This window comes from Leifsonia sp. P73, from assembly GCF_051059105.1.
Classification (GTDB): domain Bacteria; phylum Actinomycetota; class Actinomycetes; order Actinomycetales; family Microbacteriaceae; genus Leifsonia.
On record NZ_CP194931.1, the window covers coordinates 77,230 to 100,631 of the forward strand.

At 71.5% G+C, this 23,402-nt stretch carries 24 protein-coding genes and 1 tRNA gene; 19 read left to right on the forward strand and 6 right to left on the reverse strand.

The features are described from left to right. Positions 1 to 181 precede the first annotated feature (181 nt). Together ACQ86L_RS00400 and ACQ86L_RS00405 are read left to right on the forward strand one after the other, a co-directional pair. Positions 182 to 1,501: a quaternary amine ABC transporter ATP-binding protein gene (locus ACQ86L_RS00400; protein WP_434317222.1), complete on the forward strand. Its 1,320-nt coding sequence runs from the start codon at positions 182 to 184 to the stop codon at positions 1,499 to 1,501. Then, positions 1,498 to 3,213, forward strand: coding sequence for an ABC transporter permease/substrate binding protein (locus ACQ86L_RS00405; RefSeq protein WP_434317223.1), 1,716 nt, complete (start codon positions 1,498 to 1,500; stop codon positions 3,211 to 3,213). The genes ACQ86L_RS00400 and ACQ86L_RS00405 overlap by 4 nt, the downstream gene beginning before the upstream one ends. Positions 3,214 to 3,287: 74 nt before the next feature. Here ACQ86L_RS00405 and ACQ86L_RS00410 read toward each other — a convergent pair whose 3' ends face one another. Beyond that, complete coding sequence (locus ACQ86L_RS00410; RefSeq protein ID WP_434317224.1) at positions 3,288 to 3,932, reverse strand: hypothetical protein; 645 nt, start codon at positions 3,930 to 3,932, stop codon at positions 3,288 to 3,290. A 66-nt stretch (positions 3,933 to 3,998) separates the two neighbouring features. Between ACQ86L_RS00410 and ACQ86L_RS00415 the strand changes: the two genes are divergently transcribed. Further along, positions 3,999 to 4,127: a hypothetical protein gene (locus ACQ86L_RS00415; protein WP_434317225.1), complete on the forward strand. Its 129-nt coding sequence runs from the start codon at positions 3,999 to 4,001 to the stop codon at positions 4,125 to 4,127. 19 nt (positions 4,128 to 4,146) lie between these two features. Here the strand turns inward: ACQ86L_RS00415 and ACQ86L_RS00420 are convergent, their stop codons facing one another. From ACQ86L_RS00420 to ACQ86L_RS00430, 3 genes are all read right to left on the reverse strand, one after another. Next, positions 4,147 to 4,950 (reverse strand): nuclease-related domain-containing protein, encoded by an 804-nt coding sequence (locus ACQ86L_RS00420; protein WP_434317226.1) that lies wholly within the window; start codon positions 4,948 to 4,950, stop codon positions 4,147 to 4,149. A gap of 64 nt (positions 4,951 to 5,014) precedes the next feature. Further along, positions 5,015 to 5,203 carry a hypothetical protein gene (locus ACQ86L_RS00425; RefSeq protein ID WP_434317227.1) on the reverse strand — a complete coding sequence of 63 codons (189 nt, stop codon included), beginning with the start codon at positions 5,201 to 5,203 and terminating at the stop codon, positions 5,015 to 5,017. Positions 5,204 to 5,229: 26 nt separating this feature from the next. Then, positions 5,230 to 5,478: an SCO4226 family nickel-binding protein gene (locus tag ACQ86L_RS00430; RefSeq protein ID WP_345839371.1), complete on the reverse strand. Its 249-nt coding sequence runs from the start codon at positions 5,476 to 5,478 to the stop codon at positions 5,230 to 5,232. A gap of 135 nt (positions 5,479 to 5,613) precedes the next feature. Between ACQ86L_RS00430 and ACQ86L_RS00435 the strand changes: the two genes are divergently transcribed. The 3 genes from ACQ86L_RS00435 (at position 5,614) to ACQ86L_RS00445 (ending at position 8,727) form a co-directional block, all read left to right on the forward strand. Continuing rightward, a complete protein-coding gene (locus ACQ86L_RS00435; RefSeq protein ID WP_434317228.1) occupies positions 5,614 to 7,605 on the forward strand; it encodes an ATP-binding protein in 1,992 nt (663 codons plus the stop codon). A 95-nt stretch (positions 7,606 to 7,700) separates the two neighbouring features. Next, positions 7,701 to 8,429 (forward strand): response regulator transcription factor, encoded by a 729-nt coding sequence (locus ACQ86L_RS00440; RefSeq protein WP_434318952.1) that lies wholly within the window; start codon positions 7,701 to 7,703, stop codon positions 8,427 to 8,429. 34 nt (positions 8,430 to 8,463) lie between these two features. After that, complete coding sequence (locus ACQ86L_RS00445) at positions 8,464 to 8,727, forward strand: hypothetical protein (protein ID WP_345839369.1); 264 nt, start codon at positions 8,464 to 8,466, stop codon at positions 8,725 to 8,727. On the opposite strand, the gene ACQ86L_RS00450 is transcribed toward ACQ86L_RS00445, so the two are convergent. Both ACQ86L_RS00450 and ACQ86L_RS00455 read right to left on the reverse strand, forming a co-directional pair. After that, on the reverse strand, positions 8,715 to 10,100 hold the full coding sequence (locus ACQ86L_RS00450; RefSeq protein WP_434317229.1) for a cryptochrome/photolyase family protein: 1,386 nt from the start codon (positions 10,098 to 10,100) through the stop codon (positions 8,715 to 8,717). The two genes, ACQ86L_RS00445 and ACQ86L_RS00450, sit on opposite strands and share 13 nt — an antisense overlap. Further along, the gene (locus tag ACQ86L_RS00455; protein WP_434317230.1) at positions 10,097 to 10,735 is read right to left on the reverse strand and encodes an MBL fold metallo-hydrolase; all 639 of its coding nucleotides are present in this window, start codon (positions 10,733 to 10,735) and stop codon (positions 10,097 to 10,099) included. Before ACQ86L_RS00455 ends, ACQ86L_RS00450 begins: the two co-directional genes overlap by 4 nt. Positions 10,736 to 10,823: 88 nt before the next feature. On the opposite strand from ACQ86L_RS00455, the gene ACQ86L_RS00460 reads away from it, so the two are divergent. The 13 genes from ACQ86L_RS00460 to ACQ86L_RS00520 all read left to right on the forward strand — a co-directional run bounded on the left by ACQ86L_RS00460 (position 10,824) and on the right by ACQ86L_RS00520 (position 23,344). After that, positions 10,824 to 11,738, forward strand: coding sequence for a diacylglycerol kinase family protein (locus ACQ86L_RS00460; protein WP_434317231.1), 915 nt, complete (start codon positions 10,824 to 10,826; stop codon positions 11,736 to 11,738). 81 nt (positions 11,739 to 11,819) lie between these two features. After that, positions 11,820 to 11,895: transfer RNA gene (locus ACQ86L_RS00465), tRNA-Glu, on the forward strand. Positions 11,896 to 12,112: 217 nt separating this feature from the next. Beyond that, positions 12,113 to 13,015, forward strand: a complete 903-nt coding sequence (locus ACQ86L_RS00470) for a TetR/AcrR family transcriptional regulator (protein WP_434317232.1) — start codon at positions 12,113 to 12,115, stop codon at positions 13,013 to 13,015. Between the two features lie 323 nt (positions 13,016 to 13,338). Beyond that, on the forward strand, positions 13,339 to 13,542 hold the full coding sequence (locus ACQ86L_RS00475; protein WP_434317233.1) for a hypothetical protein: 204 nt from the start codon (positions 13,339 to 13,341) through the stop codon (positions 13,540 to 13,542). A 57-nt stretch (positions 13,543 to 13,599) separates the two neighbouring features. Continuing rightward, on the forward strand, positions 13,600 to 14,403 hold the full coding sequence (locus ACQ86L_RS00480; RefSeq protein WP_434317234.1) for an MBL fold metallo-hydrolase: 804 nt from the start codon (positions 13,600 to 13,602) through the stop codon (positions 14,401 to 14,403). Positions 14,404 to 14,586: 183 nt separating this feature from the next. Next, positions 14,587 to 15,657, forward strand: a complete 1,071-nt coding sequence (locus ACQ86L_RS00485) for a TerC family protein (RefSeq protein WP_434317235.1) — start codon at positions 14,587 to 14,589, stop codon at positions 15,655 to 15,657. Then, positions 15,654 to 16,394: a PP2C family protein-serine/threonine phosphatase gene (locus ACQ86L_RS00490; protein ID WP_434317236.1), complete on the forward strand. Its 741-nt coding sequence runs from the start codon at positions 15,654 to 15,656 to the stop codon at positions 16,392 to 16,394. Before ACQ86L_RS00485 ends, ACQ86L_RS00490 begins: the two co-directional genes overlap by 4 nt. Before the next feature lie 178 nt (positions 16,395 to 16,572). After that, complete coding sequence (gene leuC / locus ACQ86L_RS00495; RefSeq protein WP_434317237.1) at positions 16,573 to 18,033, forward strand: 3-isopropylmalate dehydratase large subunit; 1,461 nt, start codon at positions 16,573 to 16,575, stop codon at positions 18,031 to 18,033. Further along, positions 18,033 to 18,632 (forward strand): 3-isopropylmalate dehydratase small subunit, encoded by a 600-nt coding sequence (gene leuD, locus ACQ86L_RS00500; protein WP_434317238.1) that lies wholly within the window; start codon positions 18,033 to 18,035, stop codon positions 18,630 to 18,632. Before leuC ends, leuD begins: the two co-directional genes overlap by 1 nt. After that, positions 18,629 to 19,999, forward strand: coding sequence for a UDP-N-acetylglucosamine 1-carboxyvinyltransferase (murA, locus tag ACQ86L_RS00505; protein WP_434317239.1), 1,371 nt, complete (start codon positions 18,629 to 18,631; stop codon positions 19,997 to 19,999). The genes leuD and murA overlap by 4 nt, the downstream gene beginning before the upstream one ends. A gap of 406 nt (positions 20,000 to 20,405) precedes the next feature. Next, positions 20,406 to 21,203 (forward strand): lysophospholipid acyltransferase family protein, encoded by a 798-nt coding sequence (locus tag ACQ86L_RS00510; RefSeq protein ID WP_434317240.1) that lies wholly within the window; start codon positions 20,406 to 20,408, stop codon positions 21,201 to 21,203. Next, complete coding sequence (locus ACQ86L_RS00515; RefSeq protein WP_434317241.1) at positions 21,196 to 22,353, forward strand: NAD(P)H-dependent glycerol-3-phosphate dehydrogenase; 1,158 nt, start codon at positions 21,196 to 21,198, stop codon at positions 22,351 to 22,353. The genes ACQ86L_RS00510 and ACQ86L_RS00515 overlap by 8 nt, the downstream gene beginning before the upstream one ends. Further along, on the forward strand, positions 22,250 to 23,344 hold the full coding sequence (locus ACQ86L_RS00520; protein ID WP_434317242.1) for a D-alanine--D-alanine ligase family protein: 1,095 nt from the start codon (positions 22,250 to 22,252) through the stop codon (positions 23,342 to 23,344). The genes ACQ86L_RS00515 and ACQ86L_RS00520 overlap by 104 nt, the downstream gene beginning before the upstream one ends. Positions 23,345 to 23,402: the final 58 nt, after the last annotated feature.

The window sequence follows — 23,402 nt, forward strand, 5'->3', positions numbered from 1 at the left end:
GGCCCCGCCCGGATCGTACGGTCGGCTGGCGTGGGCGCACCCCGATGGTCGCGCCAGCGACGGTGATTCGCGCGGAAGGCCCGCGCTCGAGTCATGCTGCCGTCGCCGCGCGCCGTCGGCCCGGGCGCGACCAGAGTGCGCGTGTCCACCAGACGCGAATCGCGCACCGCGGAGAGACACGTTGAGCAACACGATCGCCGTCGAGGCGAGGAACATCTTCAAAGTCTTCGGACGCAAACCCCAGGAGACCGTGCGCCGGCTGAGGCAGGGCGCGAGCAGGAAGGACGTCGCCGGGCTCGGGACGGCCGCGGTCATCGACGCGAGCCTGACCGTCCGGCGCGGCGAGATCTTCGTCGTGATGGGACTGTCCGGCTCGGGCAAGTCCACCCTGATCCGCCTCCTGAACGGGCTCCTGGAGCCCACGGCGGGCGAGGTGGAGGTCATGGGCACCACCATCACCGGCCTCGCCGGGGCGAAGCTGCGCGCCGTCCGCCAGAAGCACGTCTCGATGGTGTTCCAGCACTTCGCCCTGCTGCCGCACCGCACCGTCCTCGACAACATCGCCTACGGCCTGGAGGTGCGCGGGATGGCCGCCGTCGAGCGCCGCGAGCGTGCCGCCGAGGTGCTGAAGCTGGTCGGGCTCGGCGGCTGGGGCGACAAGCTCCCCGGCGAGCTCTCCGGCGGGATGCAGCAGCGCGTCGGCCTCGGCCGGGCGCTCGCCGCGGACACCGACGTCCTGCTGATGGACGAGGCGTTCTCGGCGCTCGACCCGCTGATCCGGCGCGAGATGCAGGAGCAGCTCCTGGAGCTGCAGAGCTCACTCGGCAAGACCATCGTCTTCATCACCCACGACCTCAACGAGGCGATGTTCCTCGGCGACCGGATCGCCGTGATGCGGGACGGGCGGATCGTCCAGACCGGCACGCCGGAGGAGATCCTCACCGACCCGGCGAACGACTACGTCGCCAGCTTCGTGCAGGACGTCGACCGTGCCCGCGTGCTGACCGCCGCGAGCGTCATGGAGCCGGCTCGCGCGCTGGTCACCGTCGCGGGCGGACCGCGCGCGGCGATGCGCACCATGCGCGACCTCCAGACCTCGGCCGCGTTCGTCGTCGGCCAGGGCCGGCGGCTGCTCGGGGCCGTGCGCGACCGCGACGTGATGCGTCAGGTGCGCGACGGTCAGGCCGACCTGACCGAGGCGATCGACACGGACATCGCGACGGTGTCCCGCGACGAGGTGCTGAGCGAGCTGGTCGAGCCCTCCGTCGGCAGCGCCCTCCCGCTCGCCGTGGTGGACGACGAGCGCCGCCTGCTCGGCGTCATCCCGCGGGTCACCCTGCTCGCGGCGCTCGGGAACGTCACGAGCGACACCACCGAGATCCCGGTCGTGGTCGAGCCTCCGGCCACGGTGCCGGTCGACGCGATGACGCTGGCCCTGCGCGAGTCCGCCGGGGGCGACCCCATCCCGGTCGTCGCCGACGAGGCGGAGGTGGTCGCGTGAACACCGCACACCTGATCCCGCTCGGCGAGTGGGCGACCGCGGTCGTCGACTTCGTCACCAGCACGTTCGGCGGACTGTTCGACGTCATCCGAGTGGTCTTCACGGGGATGTACGACGGCGTCGACTGGGTGCTGCAGACGCCGCCGTTCTGGGGCGTCATCCTCATCGTCGCGATCCTCGCGGTCTGGCTGCGCGGCTGGGTGTTCGGCGCGGGCACCGTGCTCGGCCTGCTGCTCATCGCCGGGATCGGCCAGTGGCCGAACGCGATGGACACCCTCGCGCTCGTGCTGGTCTCCTCGGCCATCGCGATCGCGCTGAGCGTGCCGCTCGGCATCCTCGCCGCCCGGTCCCGGACCGCGTCGGCGATCATCCGGCCGGTGCTCGACTTCATGCAGACGATGCCCGCGTTCGTGTACCTGATCCCGGCGCTCATCCTGTTCCGGGTGGGCGTGGTGCCCGGCATGGTCGCGACCATCGTGTTCGCGATGGCGCCCGGCGTGCGGCTCACCGAGCTCGGCATCCGCGGCGTCGACACCGAGCTGGTGGAGGCCGGACGCGCGTTCGGCTCGCCGCCGCGGCGCATCCTGCGCCAGATCCAGTTGCCGCTCGCCATGCCGTCGATCCTCGCCGGCGTGAACCAGGTCATCATGCTGTCGCTCTCGATGGTCGTCATCGCGGGCATGGTCGGCGGCGGCGGCCTCGGCCGCGACATCGTCCAGGCGCTCAGCCGTGTGGATGTCGGGCTCGGCTTCGAGGCGGGCATCGCCGTCGTCATCCTGGCGATCGTGCTCGACCGGCTGACCGCCGCGGTCGGCAAGGCCAAGCTGCGGATGCCGAAGCGCGCGCTCGCGGTGCTCGGCGCGGGCCTGCTCGTCGTGATCGGCGGGACGGCCGTGACCGCGGCCTCCACCGCCGGCGGCGACAAGGGCGACGTGAAGGTCGCCGTGTTCAACGGCTGGCCGGAGGGCGAGGCAGCGTCGTACCTGTGGAAGCACGTGCTGGAGCGCGAGGGCTACCACGTGGACTTCGAGTACGCCGACGCGGGGCCGGCGTTCGCCGGGCTCAGCACCGGCGACTACGACGTCGCGTTCGACGGCTGGCTGCCGACCACGCACGCGCAGTACCTGAAGACCTACGGCGCGCACCTCACCGACCTGGGCGCCTGGAACGACGAGGCCAAGCTGACCATCGCGGTCAACAAGGACGCCCCGATCGACTCGCTCGACCAGCTCGCGGCGCACTCCTCCGACTTCGGGAACCGGCTGGTCGGCATCGAGCCGGGCGCCGGGCTTACGGAGGCGACCCAGAAGAAGGTCATTCCGGAGTACGGACTGGGGAAGATGAACTTCGTCACGTCCTCCACGCCCGCGATGCTCGCCGAGCTGTCGAGCGCGATGAAGAAGCACGACGACATCGCCGTGACGCTGTGGCGCCCGCACTGGGCGTACGACCAGTGGAACCTGAAGGACCTGAAGGACCCGAAGAACACGCTGGGCGCGGCGGAGTCCATCCACTCGATCGCGAGTAAGGGCTTCCCGCAGAAGTTCCCGCAGATCGCCACGTGGGTGAAGAAGTTCCGGATGAAGTCGGACATGCTCTACTCGCTGGAGAACGCGATGTACAACGGCAAGGCCGACTCCAGCCAGTACCACGGCATCGTCGAGAAGTGGATGAACGCGCACTCCGCGTACGTCGACTCGCTCACGAAGTAGCCGCGCGCGGGAGGGTCATCCGTCCAGCGCCTACGCTGGGGGATGACCCTCCCCGCCGGCGACACCGTCGTCACCTACCCCGACGGCGACCTCGCCTCCACCGGAACCGTGCTGCACGTCGAGCCCCTTGCCGATGGCCGCAGCGCGGTGATCCTCGATCGCACGGCGTTCCACCCGGTCGACCCGGTCTGGCCGGACCAGCCGGCCGACACCGGCACGCTGACCGTCGGGGGCAGGAGCGTCCCGGTCGTGGGCGCGGTGGTCGGCGCGACCGACGGGACGACGCTGCACATCGGCGACGCTCCGGTCCGCACCGGGACCGAGGGCTGGTCGTTCCTGGTCTGCCACCTGGTGGAGGACGCGACGGGCGTCGAACCGGGCGCCCCGGCCGAGGTGACGGTCGACGCGGAGCAGCGCCTCCGCCTCTCGCGCGGCCACACGGCCTGCCACCTGGCGTCCCTGGCGCTGGACGAGGCGCTCTCCGGGCTCTGGACGAAGGAGGTCCCGCTCGACGGGCGTGGCCGGCCGGCGTTCGACCAGCTCGCCATCGCCTCCTCGCGCATCCTCCCGGACGGGTCGGTGGACGAGTACCGCATCGGCAAGAGCCTGCGGAAGAAGGGCTTCGCGGCCGCCGAGCTCCCCGGGCTGCTCGACGAGGTGACCGACGCCGCCAACGCGCGCCTCGCCGGGTGGGTGACGGCCGGAGCGGACGTGGCCATCTCGATCGAGCGGGACGGCGACGGGCTGGGGAGCGCCGGCGCTGGCGCGCGGAGCTGCCGGACGGCGTGGTCGTCATCCCGTGCGGCGGCACGCACCTGCACTCGCTGGCCGAGGTCGCGGACATCCGCGTGGAGCTCGACTACGACGCGGAGGCGGCGTCGCTCACGATGCGGACGGCTGCCGTCCCGGTCTGATCCTCGGCCGGGTGCCGGATCAGCGGGTCAGCACCGACACGACCGGCAGGGCGACGGCGACCGCGCCGAGCGCGACCGCGAGCAGCCAGCCGGCGCGCACGAGCTGCGCGGTCCTGACCTCGCGCTCGATGACCGCGAAGCGTTCCACTGTGTCGGCGGGCGAGTCCAGCGGGCGCCAGGTCGCGGGGTCGTCGAACAGCCGGGCGACGTCAGCGGTCGTGGCGGCGTCCAGCACGGCCGGGCGCCGGGTCAGCCACCGGACGAGCTGCTCGGCGCGCAGCACCACGACCCGGCGCGGCTGCTGCCGCACCGTGACCTCCTTGGTCCCGACGAGCGCGACCACGGCCGTCACGGGCGCCGTGATCCCCGCCTGCGCGAGCACGCCGCGCACCCGGGAGGCCTCCAGATCGGAGTTGCGCGGGTACGGCTGCTTCTGACCGGCGACCAGCACCGCGCGCTCGCCCACCCAGACGCGCTGGCCGCGGTGGTGCTTGGTGTTGACGACGAACACGCCGGGCGGCCCGACCACGATGTGGTCGACGTCGGACACGGCACCGGACGCGTCGGGGCGCGTGCCGACCGGGATGGCGTGGAAGACGCTCCAGCCCTCCGGCAGCCGGTCGAGCAGGGCGCCCACCTCGCGCTCGCCGAGCGCGCCGGCGAACCACGGTGCGGTGTCCGCGCCGATCGGCCTGGCGCCGAGGGCGCGCGCGAGCGCGGATCGCGGGGGTGTCTGGGTGTGCAGGCGCACCACCTGTTCCATCACCGCGGCGCCTGCGGCGCGGTCGCGCATGCGCGTCGTGCGTCGTCCGTCCTCGTTCATCCCCGCCAGCGTACGGACGCGCCGGAGGTCGCCCCAGTCCCCAGTGAGGGACGACCGCAGCGGCCTACCCCTGGCCGGGTGCCCCCTCGCTGCGGGGCAGATCCTCGTCCGGCAGCCGCTCCTCCAGGGACTCGTTGCGGCTCGCGATCTCCTCCAGTGCGTCCTCCGGCGTGTCCCCGAGGCCGGAGACCCTGTCGCGGAGCTCGTGCTCCCGGGACTCGGGTGGCTCTGGCGCGTCCTGTCGATCCGTCATGCCGCGCACTCTACGCCCGGCCCGTGTCAGACCACGATGTCGACGGCGTAGACCTGATCGGTCGGGTGCCCGGCCTTCTCGTGCACCCGCATCACCGCCTCCTTCGACGGCCCGGTCGACAGGCAGAACACCTTGCCGCTCTCCGGGTCGAGCCAGGCGGTCTCGAAGTGCACGCCCTCCTCGCCCTCGACCGCCAGGTCGGCGGCGTGGGCCTCGGCGAGCTGCTCCTCGGTGACACCGACGAACCCGTCGTGGACGTCCATGAATCGTGACATGATCGGCTCCTTCTCCTCGTGCGCGGAGGATCGTCCCCGCGTCGGCCCGAGTCTCCTCGCGCGGGTGAGGCCGTGGCATCGGTCATCCGACCGATCCCGGTGCGGCGCGCGTTCGCCCGGCGCTATGCTTCGCGCATGGATGCGGCGCCGGCGTCGTTCCGGGGCGCCGAACGTGTGTGCCCGGTGTTCGTGGGCAGGGAGGACCTGCTCGCGTTGGCGCGCCGCCGTCTGGCCGCGGCGCAGGACGGCCGCGGAGGCGTCCTGCTCATCGCGGGCGAGGCCGGGATCGGCAAGTCGCGGCTGATGGAGGAGGTCGTCGCCCTCAGCGCGGTGCGCCGCGTCCACGCCGACGCCTACGCGGACGACCGCGAGACCCCGGGGATGCTGCTGCTCGGCGTCGCCGCGTCGCTCGCGGAGGCCGGGGACGGCCCGGCCGCCGAGCGGATCAGGGGACTGGTGCTGCGCGGCGACCCGGCGGACGGCGCCGACCCGGCGACCCGCTCGACCCGCCGCCGACTCCTGGTCGCCGAGCTGGCCGCCACCCTCGCCACGGCGCTCACGCTGCCGACGATCCTCGCGCTGGAGGACGTGCACTGGGCCGACCAGCTCACCCTCGACGTCCTCCGCCGGGTCGCGGTCGCCGTGCGCGAGCGGCCGAGCCTCCTGGTGGCGACCTTCCGCACCGAGGACCCGGATGTCGCTGCCGAGGCGACCGCCTGGCGGCTCGACCTGGTCGGGCACCGGCTGGCGGAGGAGGTGCGGCCCTCGCGGCTCGGCAGCGACGGGGTCGCGCGCATGCTCGCCGCCATCCGCGGCGCCGAGCCGTCGGCCGAGGAGGCCGAACGGCTGCACGCGGTGAGCGACGGCATCCCGCTCCACGTGGAGGAGCTGCTCGCCGAGGACTCCGACGGCGCCCCGGAGACGGTCGCCGCGGCCGTGCTGTCCCGCACGCGCACGCTCGCCCCGGCGTCGTCGGCGGTGCTGGAGGCGGCCGCGGTGATCGGGCGCGAGTCCGACGTCCGGCTGCTGGCGGTGGTCGTCGGCGACGAGTGGGATCGCGCCGCGCGGGAGGCGGCCCTCGACGACCTCGTCGCGCAGCACCTCCTGGTCCGCGTGGCGGCCGGCACGTACGACTCCCGGCACGCGCTCATCCGGGACGCGGTGTACTCCGCCGTGCCGTCCGCGCGCCGCCGCGTCCTGCACGGGCGCGTTGTCGACGCCGGAGCCGGCCTGTCCGACGCACTGCTCTCGCTGCACGCCGAGCGGGCCGGGCGGGCGCGGGAGGCGTACGCCCTCGCCCGGCGCGCGGCCGAGCGGGCGTCCACGCTGTCGGCGCATCGCGAGGCCGCGGACCTCTACCGCCGCGCGCAGCGGACGATGCCGCTCGCGGTCGCCGGGCCCGACCGCGCGGACCTCCTGCGCCGCCTCGGAGCCGAGCTCGCCGCCGTCGACGCCAACCGGGAGGCCGAGGCCGAGCTCGCGCGGGCCATCGAGCTGTACCGGGCCGCCGGACTCGCTCGGGAGGCCGCCGCCGTCGTGCCGGCGCTCGTCGCCGCGCGGCACCTGCTCGGCGCCGACTACCCGTCGCGGGTGGCCGCCCTCCGCGCCGCGCTCGGCTGGATCGACGGCGACGACGACGCGGAGGCCGTCCAGGTGCGCGGCCGACTCCTCGCCGCGCAGGCTGCGGCCGCCATGCTCGAACGGCGGCTGGACGACGCACGCAGGGTCGCGCTGGAGGCGCGGGCCCTCCTGACCGCGGAGAGCGACAGGATCGGCCTCGACGCCACCCTCGGCAGCGTCCTGGTGTTCGCGGGGAGGGCGAGCCGGCCTGGGACCTGCTGCGCGGCGCGGCGGAGCAGGGCGCGGCGCACGGCAGGGAGGAAGCGGCGGCCCGCGCGTACCGCATGCTCGGATCGAGCGCGTCGGTGCTGCTGCAGTACGGGCGCGGATCCGAGTGGCTGGCCGACGGGATCGCCTACGCCGAGCGCATCGAGCGCTGGAACGACGCGCACTACCTCACCGCGCACCTGGCGCACGTCCGCTGGGCCGGCGGCGACCTCCGCGCCGCGGCCGAGCTCGCCGGCCACGCCCTCGCGGACGGCCGGGGCGGTATCACCACGGAGGTGACCGCCCTGCACGTCCTCGGGTACTGCGCGCTGTCCTCCGGCGACCTCGCCCGCGCCGGGGAGCTGCTGCGCCGGGCGGAGGGGATCGGCGAGCGGATGCAGGAGCTGCAGCGGCTGTCTCCCGCGCTGTGGGGGCTGGCCGAGACGGCGCTGCTCGCGGACGACCCGGCCGGCGCGGTCGGCTACTGCGAGCGCGGCGCGGCCGAGTCGCACCGCGTCGAGGACTCCGCCTACGCGTTCCCGTTCGCGGTCACCGGCGTGCGCGCGCACCTGGCGGCCGGTGACGTCGCCGCCGCGCGGTCGTGGGTGGAGCGGGTGGGCGTCCTGGTCGAGCGCCGACGGATCCCGGGGACGGAGTTCGCGCTCCAGCACGCCGCAGGAGTCCTCGCGTTGCGCGAGCGGCGCCCCTCCGACGCCAGGGAGCTGCTGGAATCGGCCTCCGCCGGGTGGGACGCGCTGGGCCGCTGGTGGGAGGGCACGCAAGCCATCCTGGACCGCGCCGAGTGCGCGCGCCGCACCCGCAGCCCCGCGGAGGCCGCGGCCCTCGTCGCCGAGGCGCGGGCGCGGGCGCGCGGGACGGTCCTGGAGCGCCGGGCCGACGAGCTGGCCGCCCGGCTGGCCGAGGGCGTCGAGCCGTCGACGCTCAGCGCGCGCGAGGAGGAGGTCGCCGCGCAGATCGCCGGAGGCGCGACCAACCGGGAGATCGCGGCCGCCCTCCACATCGCACCGAAGACCGTCTCGACGCACGTGGAGCACATCCTCGCCAAGCTCGGCGCGTCGCGGCGCTCCGAGATCGCGGCCTGGGCGGCCGGGCGCAGGGGGTGACGGACCTCGTGTGCGGCGGTCTACGATGCCCCACATGAGCCAGATCGAGACCGGGATCGTCTCCTACACGCTGTCCTCCGACTACTACGCGCAGGTCGGCGCCGACTTCGACACCGAGGCGGTGGACGACGCCATCCTGGCCGAGCTGAACCGCAAGCTGCCGACGGGGATCGTCGTCGAGCGCAGCGGGAAGGTGCTGGCCGACGAGCAGCTGGCCGACGTCGCCCGGCAGCTGGACTGGCCGGCGCTGCTGCAGCAGATCGACGTGGACCAGATCCTCGCCGATCACGCGCGCTGAGCGCTCTTGACCGTCTCATAGGCCGCGAGCGCCGCACGCCGCGACTCGGCGAGGTCGACCACCGGCTCCGGATACCCGGCCGTGCCCCACTCCGGGACCCAGCGCCGCACGTAGTCGCCGTGCCGGTCGAACTTCGTCCGCTGCAGCTCGGGGTTGAACACGCGGAAGTAGGGCGCGGCGTCCGCCCCGGAGCCGGCGACCCACTGCCAGTTGAACGGGTTGCTCGCGGGATCGGCGTCCACCAGCGTGTCCCAGAACCACCGCTCGCCGCGCCGCCAGTCGATCAGCAGGTTCTTGGTGAGGAACGACGCGACGACCATCCGCACCCGGTTGTGCATGGATCCGCTTGTCCACAGTTCTCGCATCCCCGCGTCCACGAGCGGGACGCCGGTGCGACCCTGTTCCCAGGCGCGCAGCACGGACGGGTGCAGCCGCGGCCAGGGGAAGGAGTCGTACGCGCGATGGATGTTGACGGTCGCGAGGTCGGGGTGCTCGAAGAGCGTGTGATAGGCGAACTCGCGCCAGCCGAGCTCGGAGAGGAAGGTGGCGGCCGCGTCGCTCGTGCGTGCGTCGCGCGCGGCGGTGATCGTGTGCCAGACCTGGTGCGGGCTCAGCTCGCCCCAGCGCAGGCGCGGGGACAGCCGGGAGGTGCCGTCGACGCCCGGCACGTCCCGGTCCTCCCGGTACTGGATGAGGGCGCCGGCGGCGAAGGCGTCGAGGGCGGAGTGGGCTGCCCACTCGCCCGGTTCCCAGGCGTCGCGGAGGCCGGACGCCCAGTCCGGGTGGGCGGGCAGGAGGCCGAGGTCGTCGATCGCGAGGCCGTCGACGGTCGGGCCGTGCGTCAGCCGGGCGGGGGCGTCAAGCGGCTTGCGCGGCGGCGGGGCGGACAGACACGCGCGCCAGAACGGGGTGAATACCGAGAACGGCGACCCGGAGCCGGTGCGGATCGTCCACGGCTCGAAGAGCAGGCTCGCGCCGAAGCTCTCCGCCTCGATCCCGGCCTCCCGCGCGGCGGTCTTCACGGCGGTGTCGATCCGCCGCTCCGGGCCTCCGTAGCGGCGGTTCCAGAAGACGGCGGCGGCGTCGAGGTCGCTCAGGAGCGCGGCGATCGTGGGCTCGGCCGGCCCGCGGAGGACGACGAGCCGGGAGCCGCGCTCACGGAGGCCCGCGTCCAGGGAGGTCAGGCTGTGGTGCAGCCACCACCGGGCCGCGCCGCCTGGCGGCCGCAGGCCGGGGGACCGGTCGTCCCAGACGAAGAGGCAGACGACGGGGCGCCCGGTGCGCGCGGCAGCGTCGAGCGCCGGGTTGTCGGCGACGCGGAGGTCGTCGCGGAACCAGACGACGGCCGGGCGCGAGTCGGAGGCCGCGCTCACAGGTCGAGCGTGTCGCCCGGCTCCAGGGCGAAGAACTCGCCGCCGTTCTGCTCGGTCGCCCACGCGATGCGGGAGTTCGAGAGGTCCTTTCCGGCGCGCGACAGCACCATCTCGTGGGTGGGGAAGCTGCGCTTCGGCTTCGTCGCGAGCACGTAGTCGATCGTCTCGGCGACCTTCATCCACGGCGCGCCGGCGGGCACCGCCAGCACGTCGAGCTCGACGCCGTCCGGGATGACGAACGAGTCGCCGGCGTAGTACAGCTCGTCGTTGACCAGCACGCCGAGGTTGTCGACCACCGGGATGCTCTCGTGGATGACCGCGTGCCTGCCGCCGAAGAAGCGGAGCGTGAACGGGCCGGCCTCCACCGTGTCGCCCGCGTGCACCACCGTGATGTCGAAGTCCTCGGCCGCCCGGGCCACGCCCTCCGGGGCGAAGATCGGCGCCTCCGGGCTCAGCTCGAGCACCCGCTTCAACTGTTCGGGGGTCCAGTGGTCGGCGTGCTCGTGCGTGATGACGACGGCCACGGTGTTGGCGGTGTCCGTCAGCGGCGAGGTGAAGCTGCCCGGGTCGATGTAGAGCTTCTTCCCGGACTCCTCCAGGAGCAGGGCGGCGTGTTCGAACTTCGTCAGTCTCATGGGTTCATCAAACCTCCACCCGGCTGCGCGCGCCAGGTCCGGTCGTGTCGCGCGCTCGCGGACGCCCGCTATGCCATAGTCGTGGTCTATGTCTGTCTCCCCTCGGACCGTGGTCGTCGCGGTCAACCCGATGGCGTCCTTCGGGCGGCGTCGTGACGTCGGGCCGCGCGTCGTCGAGCGGCTGCGCGCCGCCGGCCACACGGTGATCGCGGTGGACGAGGCCAACATCGAGCTGCTGCGCAGGGAGACGATCCGCGCCGTCGAGGCCGGCGCCGAGGCGCTCGTGGTCGTCGGGGGAGACGGCATGGCGAACCTCGGCATCAACATCGTCGCGCAGACGGACGTCCCGCTCGGGATCGTGCCGAGCGGGACCGGCAACGACCTCGCCGACGGCCTCGGAATCCCCACGGACGACGCCGACGCCGCGACCGACCAGCTCCTGGAGGCGCTCGGACGCCCGCCGCGCACGATCGACGCCGGGCTGATCCGTCACGGCGAGCAGCACGGTGAGCTCAGCACCTGGTTCGGCTGCGTGCTCTCGGCGGGCTTCGACGCGACCGTGAACGAGCGCGCCAACCTGATGACCCGCCCGCGCGGCCGCAGCCGCTACGTCTTCGCGCTGCTCCGGGAGCTGGCCGTCCTGCATTCCCGTCCGTACCGCATCGTCGCGGACGGCGAGCGGATCGCCACCGAGGCGATGCTGGTCTCGGTCGCGAACAACCGCTCCCTCGGCGGCGGCATGCGCATCGTCCCGCACGCCGACCTCGGCGACGGCCGCTTCGACCTGTTCGTGGTGACGAAGATGTCCCGGCCGCGCTTCCTCCGGCTCTTCCCGAAGGTGTTCCGCGGCGAGCACACCGACCTCCCGGAGGTGTCCTTCCGCAGCCTGAGCACGGTGCGGATCGACGCCGAGGGCGTGGTCGCCTACGCCGACGGCGAGCGGATCGGCCCGCTCCCCGTGGAGGTCACCGTCGTCCCCGGCGCGCTCCGCGTCCTGGTCTGACGACCGCGCGACACACCCGGGATGGCGGCCCCGTTTTGGAGGAAGGCCCCGTTCTGTGGCATTATCGATGAGTTGCAAGACGGCCCCATCGTCTAGCGGCCTAGGACGTCGCCCTCTCACGGCGGTAACGCGGGTTCAAATCCCGCTGGGGTCACCAACAGCCCGGATACCAGTCATTCACTGGTGTCCGGGCTTTTTCATGCCCCGTCCCCGCCTCCTTCAGCATCCCGGCAGGGTCCTGACAGTGAATGCGCAGCGAAATCCGTGCAAACCGGCTTTCGGTCAAACGTTTGCATAACTCACCCTTTATTTCGGTCGCTCGCGGAGGGCGTGCGACGAAGGTGCGAAACCGACCTGGGGGTCCGAGTATGACGGTGTCCAGTCCTGTGATCGACGGGCGGAGCCCCGACGACGTCGCTCCGGTCCGTCGCAGCTATCCGATCGAGGTCGTGGTCAACGGGCGCACGCTTCGGGCGACGCGCTCGATGGGGGAGATCTTCATCCGGACCGCGCGCGTGAACGTCACGATCGCGGGCTGTCCGCTGACCGTGCTCTCCCACTCGGGTGGGGTCGAGCTGCTGCACATCACCGACGCCACGCCCATCGTGGTCACGGACCTCGAAACCTCCTCTTCGCCGACGACCTGGAAAGGACTCACCATGAACGACCTCTCGGAGCGCATCGTCTCGGCCGCGTACGGGCTCTTCGCCCGCAGCGCCGTGCACGAGGTCACCCGCGAGCAGGTGCTGGCGGCATCTGGGGTCACAGCGGAGGAGCTCGACGGCGAGTTCGCGTCGCTCGATGCCCTGGCCGAGGCGTGCCTGAAGCGGCGCGAGCGCGATTGGACCATCGGCCTGGTCCGCGCCGGCGTGCAGGCCCGCAGCGACCGGCCCGAGGAGCAGCTGCTGGCGATCTTCGACGTGTTCGACGAGTGGTTCCACCGCAGCGACTACGAGGCGTGCATGTTCGTCAACGTGCTGCTGGAGATGGGCAAGGACCACCCGCTGGGGCGCGCGAGCGTCGAACACCTCACGTACATCCGCGGTCTGGTGTCGGGGCTGGCGGCGGAGGCGGGCCTGGCCGAGCCCGAGGAGTTCGCCTACTCGTGGCACATCCTGATGAAGGGCGCGATCATCAACGCGGTGGAGGGTGACGGAGCCGCGGCGAGGCGCGCGCAGGCGATGGGGCGCGCTCTCATCGCCCAGCACAGCCGGCCCGCGGCGGAGACGCCCGACGCCGCGGCGCACCAGCTGGACCCGCGCTGGGCGCTCGGCTGAGCCATCGACGGCGAGAACCACCTGTCGACGCTTGAAACCGCGGCGGAGCGACCTTAAACTGGGCAGTGCGTTCACGAAACGCATGGTTCCCACTCCCATCTGGTCGCCGGTGCCGACCGTCCGGCGTCATGTGGTCCTCCATTCGCGCCCACCATCGCCGTCGCGACGAGACGCCTCGAGTCTCAGGCAGATGAATCATGCACACCACACTGAAGGCGGAGGCGGGAAGTCCCCGCCACTACGCGCTGGCCCGATCCGGGCGAACGCCGACAACCGTCCCACACACGAATCGGATCCGGATGATCGGTGCGGACGACACCATCGTGAGCGTCGTCCTCGACGTGAGCCGGATCCGCGCGGAGACCGACGAACTCAGGCTCGGCGGCGCAGTCATCGGATACGTCACGCGCGCGGAGCACTGCTTCATCGCCTCCGCGAGCCCACGGCCCGGAACCGCCGGCGCGACCGGCACCTTCGACCTGTGGGACCAGGCCGCGGCCGAGCTGCTTCTCCAGCGGCACGATTGAGGGGTGCGCCGCCGACCTCCGCACCCGTCGGCGGTCGTCTCTGCTACCGTCGCCACCATGCTGAGTCCGGTCGCCGAGGGCGTGCGCGTCCACCAGAGCGAGTTCTGCCAGACCAACACCGTCGTGGTCGACGGCGACGCCGGTGCGCTGCTGGTCGATCCCGGCATCCTCGACGCGGAACTGGGCGGCGTCGCGGCCGAGCTTCGCGCCTCCGGGACGCCCGTCGCGGCGGGCTTCGCCACGCACCCGCACTGGGATCACGTGCTCTGGCATCCCGCGTTCGGCACGGCGCTCCGCTTCGCGACGGCGCGCGCCGCCGCCGCGATCGAGGCCTTCCTCGCCGACGAGGCGTGGCGGGAGCGGGTCGCACCGATGATCCCGGCCGACATCGCCGAGCGCGTTCCGCTCACCCTGTTCGGCGAGCTCAGCGCGCTTCCGGACGGCGCCGAGTGGATTCCGTGGGACGGCCCGCGCGTCCGCGTGGTCGAGCATCGCGCCCACGCGGCCGGCCACGCGGCGCTGCTGATCGAGGAGGCCGGCGTCCTCGTCGCCGGGGACCTCCTGTCGGACGTGCTGGTGCCGCTGCTCGACCACAGCGCGGACGACCCGATCGAGGACTACCTCGCGGCACTGACGCTCGTCGAGAGCATCGCCGGCGGCGTCCGGGTCGTCGTCCCCGGCCACGGCTCGGTCACCGGAGCCGACGGACTGCGGGAGCGCATCGAGCTCGACCGCGCCTACCTGCGCGCGCTCCGCGCCGGCGAGCACCCGGCGGACGACCCGCGGCTCGGGCCGGACGCCGTCTACGACTGGGTGGCCGGCGTGCACGAGCGGCAGGCGGGGTTGCTGGCGCGGCGATAGGCGCACGGCATCAGCCCGCCGACCGGCTAGACTGGATGCTCGCGAAGGGGAGTATCCCGAAGAGGCCGAGCGGTCTCGCGCTGTGCACGTCATCACGGTCCACTCGGGCCCGGGCACAGCGGCACGGATGTGCGGGAGAGACTTTCGGGTCCGTCCCGTACGCCCTTCGAAAGGTCTCCTCCCGTGGAACTCGCCCTCCCGCTCTGGTTCGAGGTCGGCAGCTTCGTCGTCCTGCTGCTCGTGCTCGCCTTCGACCTCCTGATCGTCTACAAGCGGCCGCACATCCCCAGCCCGCGGGAGTCCGCGCTGTGGGTGGCCTTCTACGTCGGCCTCGCGCTCATCTTCGCGCTGCTCATGCTGCTGATCGGCGACGCCGAGCACGCCGGTCAGTTCCTCGCCGGCTGGCTCACCGAGTACAGCCTGAGCATCGACAACCTGTTCGTGTTCGTGATCATCATGGGCAGGTTCGCGGTGCCCCGGAAGTACCAGCAGGAGGTGCTCATGGTGGGCATCATCCTGGCGCTGGTCTTCCGTGGCGTGTTCATCCTGCTCGGCGCGGGCCTCATCGCGAGCTTCAGCGCGATCTTCTACCTGTTCGGCGCCTTCCTGCTCTGGACGGCGTTCAACCAGGCGTTCGGGAAGCACGACGACGAGGGAACGAAGGACGGCCTCCTCATCCGCTTCGCCCGGCGCAGGCTCAAGGTCTCCGACCAGTACGAGGGCAACAAGCTGCGCACCACGGTGAACGGCAAGCGGATGTTCACGCCGCTGATCATCGTCTTCCTCGCGCTCGGCACCACCGACCTGCTGTTCGCGCTCGACTCCATCCCGGCGATCTTCGGCATCACGCAGAGCCCGTTCATCGTGTTCACCGCGAACGTCTTCGCCCTGATGGGGCTGCGCCAGCTCTACTTCCTGCTCGGGCACCTGCTGGAGAAGCTCGTCTACCTCAAGTACGGGATCGCGTTCATCCTCGCGTTCATCGGCGTCAAGCTGGTCTTCCACGCCATGCACGAGAACACGCTGCCGTTCATCAACGGCGGCGAGCACATCGAATGGGCGCCCGACGTCAGTACCTGGACGTCCCTCGCGGTCATCGTCGGTGCGATGGCGGTCGCGACCGTCGCTAGTCTGGTGAGGCTGCACCTGAGCGGCACCACCGTCGAGGAAGCCATCCACGGGGATGACGACCCGGCGACGACGACCGCAGAGGCCGCCCCGGCCGCGAACCCCCCGGAGGACCCACGCACATGACTTCCCGCGTCGAGGTGAGCGCCAGAAGCGACACCGGACCGGTCCGGCAGATCAACGAGGACAGCTACCTCGCACAGGACCCGGTCTTCGTGGTCGCGGACGGGATGGGAGGTCACGCGCGCGGCGACGCCGCGAGCCGGACGGCGATCGAGAGCCTCGCGCGCACCCTCCCGGCTGGATCGACCCCGACGCCGGAGGAGGTCATCACGGCGATCGACGAGGCGAACGCGGCGGTGCGCGCGCTGTCCGACGCGGAGGAGACCGGCGCCGCCGTCGCCGGCACCACGCTGACCGGTGTCGTGCGGGTCCGGGTGCCGGAGCGCGCGGCGGAGGAGTGGATGGTCGTCAACGTCGGCGACTCGCGGGTCTACGCGTGGGACGAGCGCGAGCTCCGGCAGCTCACGTCCGACCACTCGGCCGTGCAGGAGCTGCTCGACGCCGGGCTGATCACCCCCGAGCAGGCGGCCGTGCATCCCGAGCGCAACGTGATCACCCGCGCGCTGGGCGCCGAGGACTTCGTCGACACCGACAGCGAGCTGCTCCCGCTGAACGACGGCCGGACCTTCCTGGTCTGCTCCGACGGCCTCACCCGGGAGCTCAGCGATGAGACGATCGCGGAGCTCCTGGCCGGCGATCCCGCCGATCCGGCCGCCGTGCTGGTGGAGGCCGCGGTGGCGGCGGGCGGCCACGACAACGTCACCGTGCTCGTGGTGCGCCCGGTCGCGGACCGCGTCTGACGGCCGCGAGCCGTCGGCCGCGAGCCGTCGGCCTTGGCCCCAACTCGGGTGATAACCTGAATCCGTGTTCGCGGGTCTGCTCCTTCTTAGCCGCCGCGGCGAGTCCTAATCCTCAGGCCACCCTCGCCGCGGAGTCCGTCGACGGCTGAACCGTGAACGAAGCTCAAGGAGTACCGAGATGACGACGCAGCACAGTCCGCTGACCCTGGCGGAGAAGGTGTGGCGAGACCACCTGGTCGTGAAAGGTGAGGACGGCACGCCCGACCTGATCTACATCGACCTCCACCTGGTCCACGAAGTGACCAGCCCGCAGGCGTTCGACGGCCTGCGCATGGCGGGCCGCCCGGTCCGCCGCCCGGACCTCACGATCGCGACCGAGGACCACAACACGCCGACCATCGGCATCGACCGGCCGATCGCCGACCTCACCAGCCGCACGCAGATCGAGACGCTGCGCCGCAACGCCGAGGAGTTCGGCGTCCGGCTGCACTCGCTCGGCGACGTCGAGCAGGGCATCGTGCACGTCGTCGGCCCACAGCTCGGCCTCACGATGCCGGGCATCACGGTCGTCTGCGGCGACTCGCACACGTCCACGCACGGCGCCTTCGGTGCGATGGCGTTCGGGATCGGCACCAGCGAGGTCGAGCACGTGCTGGCCACGCAGACGCTGCCGCTCAAGGCGTTCAAGACCATGGCCATCACCGTCGAGGGCGAGCTGCGCCCCGGCGTGACGGCGAAGGACATCATCCTCGCGGTCATCGCGAAGATCGGCACCGGCGGCGGCCAGGGCTACGTGCTCGAGTACCGCGGCAGCGCCATCCGCGCCCTGTCGATGGAGGGCCGCATGACGATCTGCAACATGTCGATCGAGGCGGGCGCTCGCGCCGGCATGGTCGCCCCCGACGAGACCACCTACGCCTACCTGAAGGGCCGCCCGCACGCGCCGGAAGGCGCCGACTGGGACGAGGCCGTCGCCTACTGGGACACGCTCGCCACGGACGACGACGCGGTCTTCGACGCGGAGGTCTACCTCGACGCCGCCGAGATCGAGCCGTTCGTGACCTGGGGCACCAACCCGGGCCAGGGCGTCTCGCTGAGCGAGTCCGTCCCCGACCCGGCAGCGATCGCCGAGCCCAACGCCCGCGCCGCCGCCGAGCGCGCGCTGGAGTACATGGACCTCACCCCCGGCACGCCGATGAAGAGCATCCCGGTCGACGCGGTGTTCATGGGCTCGTGCACCAACAGCCGCATCGAGGACCTGCGGGCCTTCGCCTCCGTGATCAAGGGGCACAAGAAGGCCGACAACGTCCGCGTCATGGTCGTCCCCGGCAGCGCCCGCGTGCGCATCGAGGCCGAGGCGGAGGGCATCGACAAGATCGTCGAGGAGTTCGGCGCCGAGTGGCGGTTCGCCGGCTGCTCGATGTGCCTGGGCATGAACCCCGACCAGCTCGCGCCGGGGGAGCGCTGCGCCTCCACCTCGAACCGCAACTTCGAGGGCCGGCAGGGCAAGGGCGGCCGCACGCACCTGGTGTCGCCGCTGGTCGCGGCCGCCACGGCCATCCGCGGCACGCTGTCCAGCCCGTGGGACCTGGAGCACGACGACGCCGATATCAGCACCGGAGAGAAGGTGGGCGCCTGATGGAGAAGTTCGAGACCGTCACCGGCGTGGCTGTTCCGTTCCGCCGGTCCAACGTCGACACGGACCAGATCATCCCCGCCGTGTTCCTCAAGCGGGTCACCAAGACCGGCTTCGACGACGCGCTCTTCCACGAGTGGCGGAAAGATCCTGAGTTCATCCTCAACCAGGACGCCTACCAAGGCGCGACCGTGCTCGTCGCCGGCGCCGACTTCGGTACGGGCTCGTCGCGCGAGCACGCCGTCTGGGCGCTGCGCGACTACGGTTTCAAGGTCGTGCTGAGCCCGCGCTTCGCGGACATCTTCCGGGGCAACTCGGGCAAGCAGGGACTGCTCACGGGCATCATCTCCGAGGAGGACGCCGAGCGGCTCTGGGCGGCCATCGAGGCCGAGCCGGGAATATCCGCGACGGTGGACCTGGTTGCGAAGACTGCGACCGTCGGTGGGGTCCAGGTGTCTTTCGACATCGACGACTACACTCGCTGGCGTTTGCTCGAAGGGTTGGACGACATCGCTCTGACCCTGCGCGACGAGGCGCGAATCTCCGAATACGAAGCCGCACGCGCAAGCTGGCGGCCCAAGACACTCCCGGTGAAACTTTGAACTCACTTCTTCAGGACGCTCAGGCGGCAGGCGCGCACGTCGGTCTCACGGCCGACCGCATCACGATCAACGGCGGTCGCCCACTGCGGGGCCGCATCGAGGTGCGCGGAGCCAAGAACTTCGTCACCAAGGCGATGGTCGCCGCCATCCTGGGCGAGGGCCCGAGCGTGCTGCGGAACGTCCCGAACATCAGCGATGTCCGGGTCGTCCGCGGCCTCCTCGAGGTCCACGGCGTGAAGGTGACCGACGGCGCGGAGGAGGGCGAGCTCCTGCTCGACCCCAGCGCGGTCGAGTCGGCGCACATGGCCGACATCGACGCGCACGCCGGGTCGAGCCGCATCCCGATCCTGTTCTGCGGTCCGCTGCTGCACCGGCTGGGCGAGGCGTTCATCCCCGACCTCGGCGGCTGCCGCATCGGCGACCGCCCGATCGACTACCACCTGGAGGTGCTGCGCAAGTTCGGCGCTGTGGTGGACAAGCTCCCGAGCGGCATCCGGATGACGGCCCCCGAGGGCCTGCACGGCGCCAAGCTCGAGCTGCCGTACCCGAGCGTCGGCGCCACCGAGCAGGTGCTGCTCACCGCCGTCCGCGCGGAGGGCATCACCGAGCTCAAGGGCGCGGCGATCGAGCCCGAGATCATGGACCTGATCAACGTCCTCCAGAAGATGGGCGCGATCATCTCGGTCGACACCGACCGCGTGATCCGCATCGAGGGCGTCGACAAGCTGGTCGGCTACAGCCACACCGCACTGTTCGACCGCAACGAGGCCGCGAGCTGGGCCGCCGCGGCCCTCGCGACCAACGGCGACATCTACGTGGGCGGCGCCCGCCAGCCCGAGATGCTGACCTTCCTCAACGTCTTCCGCAAGGTCGGCGGCGCTTTCGAGATCCACGACGACGGCATCCGCTTCTTCCACCCGGGCGGCCCGCTGAAGCCGGTCGTGATCGAGACCGACGTGCACCCCGGCTTCATGACCGACTGGCAGCAGCCGCTCGTCGTCGCGCTGACCAAGGCGGAGGGCGTGTCGATCGTCCACGAGACCGTGTACGAGCAGCGCTTCGGCTTCACCGACGCGCTCATCGACATGGGCGCGAAGATCCAGGTCCACAAGGAGTGCCTCGGCGGCCACGACTGCCGCTTCGGCCAGCGCAACTTCAACCACTCCGCGGTCATCATGGGCCCGGTGGCGCTGACGGGCGCGGACGTGGAGATCCCGGACCTGCGCGGCGGCTTCAGCCACCTCATCGCCGCCCTGTCGGCGGAGGGCAAGTCGACCGTCAGCAACGTCGGCATCATCAGCCGCGGGTACGAGAAGTTCATCACGAAGCTGGAACTGCTTGGCGCGGACTTCGTCCTGGAGGGGTGAGGCCCGCGACGGTACGGGACTGACGGAGTAGAGGCGGCGCCATCGTCGTACTGGCCAAGCGTGATGAGGAGTTTGATCGTGACGAGCGATGGGACCGCGAGTTCCGAGCGTGCCTCGCTTACGCGGCCGAGCAGTCCGTTGGCAGCGCTGGCCGGCAAGCGCCGTCCGATTTCGGACGTCGATCCGCGAGAGCTGCTAGCGATGATCGACGTGGTCGTAGATCAGGAGCTTCCGTGAGCGCGGGCCGAAAGCCTTCGGCCCGCGGTTTCGACGCCCTCATCGCGGCGACCGCTATTTCGCGCGGCCTGCCGCTTCACACGTGCAATCCGGCCGATTTCACAGGCATCCCGGCCCTCGACCTCCGGCCTGTAGTGGCCGCGTTGTGACCGAGGCCCGCGATAATGGGATGGTGCCCCATCCCGATGAACCCGTGAACCCGCCTGCGTCCGAACCGTCCACGAAGCAGCGCTCCGAGAGGAGCCGGCCCTCGATCTTCTGGGTGCTGGCCGCGCTCGTGATCCCGCCGGCCAGCCTGCTCGCCCGGTTCCGGATCACCGACGGCCAGAAGCTGCCCAGGCACGGCGCGTACATCATCTCGCCGAACCACTACAGCGAGATCGACCCGGTGATGATCGGCATGGTGGTCTGGAAGCTGGGGAGGCTGCCGCGCTTCCTCGCCAAGGAGAGCCTGTTCCGCATCCCGGTCGCCGGCTGGTTCCTGCGCAAGTCCGGGCAGGTCCCGGTGGCGCGCGGCGGCTCCGGGCGCGGCGCCGCGCCGTTGGCCGAGGCGCAGAAGATCGTCGACGACGGCAAGGTCGTCATCATCTACCCGGAGGGCTCGCTGACGCGCGATCCCGACATGTGGCCGATGCGCGGCAAGACCGGCGCGGCCCGCATGGCGCTGGAGCACGACCTCCCCGTGATCCCGATGGCGCACTGGGGCACCCAGCAGGTCATGGCGCGCTACGCGAAGAAGATCAGCTTCTTCCCGCGCAAGACCATCGCGGTCAAGGTCGGCGACCCGGTCGACCTCTCGGCCTTCAAGGGGCGCAGCCTCGACCAGGCGACGCTCACCGAGGCGACCGAGGTCATCATGAACGCGATCACCGCCCTGCTCGAGGACCTGCGCGGCGAGAAGGCGCCGGAGACCCGCTGGGACCCGGCGGCGCACAACCAGAAGGAGACCGGCCGCTTCGATGGCTGACAGGAAAGGCCGGACGGCCGCACGACCGACACCGCCCTCCCGCCGTATCGCCGTGCTCGGCGCGGGAAGCTGGGGGACCACCTTCGCGAAAATCCTCGCCGACGGCGGCAACGATGTCGTCCTCTGGGCGCGGCGACCGGAGCTCGCGCGCGAGATCAACGAGGTCAAGCGAAACAGCGACTACCTGGAGGGCATCAACCTCCCGCGCAACCTGCGCGCGACCTCCCACATCGGCGAGGCGATGCGCGGCGCCGAGCAGGTGTTCGTGTCGATCCCGAGCCAGACGCTGCGCTCCAACCTGGAGTCCATCGCGCCGCACCTGGGACCGGAGACGATCCTCGTCAGCCTGATGAAGGGCGTCGAGAAGGGCACCGGCCTGCGGATGAGCGAGGTGATCGCGCAGGGCCTCCCGATCGAACCCGAGCGGATCGCGGTCGCCTCCGGCCCCAACCTCGCGCTGGAGATCGCGCGCGAGCAGCCGACCGCCGCCGTGGTGTCGTCGGTGAGCCTGGAGACCGCCCAGGCCGTGGCGATGGCCGCCACCAACCGCTACTTCCGCAGCTTCGTGAACACCGACGTGATCGGCACGGAGTTCGGCGGCGTCCTCAAGAACCTGATCGCGGTGGCCATCGGGATCGTGGACGGCGTCGGTTACGGCGAGAACACGAAAGCCTCGATCATCACGCGCGGCCTGGTCGAGATGACCGACTTCGCCGTCGCGTACGGCGCGGAGGCCGTGACACTCTCCGGGCTCGCGGGCCTCGGCGACCTGATCGCCACGTGCGAGTCGTCACTCAGCCGCAACAACACCGCAGGCCGGCTGCTCGGCCAGGGCTACAGCTTCAACGACGTCGTGAAGCAGATGAACCAGACGGCGGAGGGGCTGGCCTCGGTCGCGCCCATCCTGCGGCTCGCGGAGGAGCGCGGCGTGGACATGCCCATCGTCCGCCAGGTGAGCCAGGTGCTCGCGGGCACGCTCGACCCCAAGGACATCGCCCCGCACCTGACGACGGACGACGACGAACCCCAAGGAGAGAGGACAACGGATGACGGACAAGGTCGCAGTCGCACTTCTGTTTGGAGGTCGCTCAAGCGAGCATTCGATCAGCTGCGCGACGGCGGCGGGAGTGCTGGCGGCGATCGACCGTGAGCGCTACGACGTCATCCCTGTCGGCATCACCCACGAGGGCGCTTTCACGCTTCAGCCGGACGACGCGGCGCGCTTCGCGCTGAACGTCGACGTCCTCCCGGAGGTGGAGGACAACGGCTCGCGCATCGTCTGGCCCGAGTCAGCGGCCTCCCGTGAGCTCGCCGTGGTCGCCGCCGACGGCACCCGCTCGTCGCTGGGGGTCGTGGACGTCGTGTTCCCGATCCTGCACGGCCCGTGGGGCGAGGACGGCACCGTCCAGGGGATGCTCGACCTCGTCGGCCTCCCGTACGTCGGCAGCGGCGTGCTCGCGAGCGCGCTCGGGATGGACAAGCACTTCACCAAGACCGTGCTGCAGCAGGCGGGCATCCCCGTCGCGCCGTGGCAGACCGTGACCGCGTACCAGTGGGCGAGCGACCGGGAGGCCGTGGGCGGCTCGGCCGAGCGGCTCGGGCTCCCGGCGTTCGTGAAGCCCGCCCGCGCGGGCTCCAGCGTCGGCGTGTCCAAGGTGACGTCGTGGGACGACCTCGGCGCGGCGATCGACACCGCCCTCGCCGAGGACGACCGCGTGCTCATCGAGTCGGCGGTGGTCGGCCGCGAGGTGGAGATCGCCGTGCTGGGAGGCCGTCCCGGCGAGCCCGCCCGCGCCTCCGTCGCCGGCGAGATCGTCATCACCGGCCGCGACTTCTACGACTTCGCGGCCAAGTACCTGGACGCGCCGGGGATCGACCTGGTCTGCCCGGCCGACCTCACCGACGCCGAGCTGGCCGAGATGGGCGACCTGGGCGTGCGGGCGTTCGACGCCATCGGCGCAGAGGGCCTGTCGCGGGTGGACTTCTTCCTCACGGAGGACGGCTTCGTGGTGAACGAGATCAACACCATGCCGGGCTTCACGCCGATCTCGATGTTCCCGCGCTGCTGGCAGGAGACGGGGCTGACGTACCCCGACCTGATCGACGAACTCATCCAGGTCGCCCTGGCGCGCGCCGCGTAGTCGCGATTCGTGCCGAATGTCGCGTTCGGCGCGCGCAGAGTCGCGATTCGTGCCGAAT

Coding starts and splice junctions, on each gene's coding strand:
- ACQ86L_RS00520 (WP_434317242.1), top strand. CDS start 22,250: ATGACGGACAAGGTCGCAGTCGCACTTCTGTTTGGAGGTCGCTCAAGC.
- ACQ86L_RS00420 (WP_434317226.1), bottom strand. CDS start 4,950: ATGAACGAGGACGGACGACGCACGACGCGCATGCGCGACCGCGCCGCA.
- ACQ86L_RS00480 (WP_434317234.1), top strand. CDS start 13,600: ATGCTGAGTCCGGTCGCCGAGGGCGTGCGCGTCCACCAGAGCGAGTTC.
- ACQ86L_RS00460 (WP_434317231.1), top strand. CDS start 10,824: ATGTCTGTCTCCCCTCGGACCGTGGTCGTCGCGGTCAACCCGATGGCG.
- ACQ86L_RS00425 (WP_434317227.1), bottom strand. CDS start 5,203: ATGACGGATCGACAGGACGCGCCAGAGCCACCCGAGTCCCGGGAGCAC.
- ACQ86L_RS00440 (WP_434318952.1), top strand. CDS start 7,701: ATGCAGGAGCTGCAGCGGCTGTCTCCCGCGCTGTGGGGGCTGGCCGAG.
- ACQ86L_RS00445 (WP_345839369.1), top strand. CDS start 8,464: ATGAGCCAGATCGAGACCGGGATCGTCTCCTACACGCTGTCCTCCGAC.
- ACQ86L_RS00490 (WP_434317236.1), top strand. CDS start 15,654: ATGACTTCCCGCGTCGAGGTGAGCGCCAGAAGCGACACCGGACCGGTC.
- leuD (WP_434317238.1), top strand. CDS start 18,033: ATGGAGAAGTTCGAGACCGTCACCGGCGTGGCTGTTCCGTTCCGCCGG.
- ACQ86L_RS00430 (WP_345839371.1), bottom strand. CDS start 5,478: ATGTCACGATTCATGGACGTCCACGACGGGTTCGTCGGTGTCACCGAG.
- ACQ86L_RS00455 (WP_434317230.1), bottom strand. CDS start 10,735: ATGAGACTGACGAAGTTCGAACACGCCGCCCTGCTCCTGGAGGAGTCC.
- ACQ86L_RS00515 (WP_434317241.1), top strand. CDS start 21,196: ATGGCTGACAGGAAAGGCCGGACGGCCGCACGACCGACACCGCCCTCC.
- ACQ86L_RS00510 (WP_434317240.1), top strand. CDS start 20,406: ATGGTGCCCCATCCCGATGAACCCGTGAACCCGCCTGCGTCCGAACCG.
- leuC (WP_434317237.1), top strand. CDS start 16,573: ATGACGACGCAGCACAGTCCGCTGACCCTGGCGGAGAAGGTGTGGCGA.
- ACQ86L_RS00435 (WP_434317228.1), top strand. CDS start 5,614: ATGGATGCGGCGCCGGCGTCGTTCCGGGGCGCCGAACGTGTGTGCCCG.
- ACQ86L_RS00410 (WP_434317224.1), bottom strand. CDS start 3,932: ATGGCCACGTCCGCTCCGGCCGTCACCCACCCGGCGAGGCGCGCGTTG.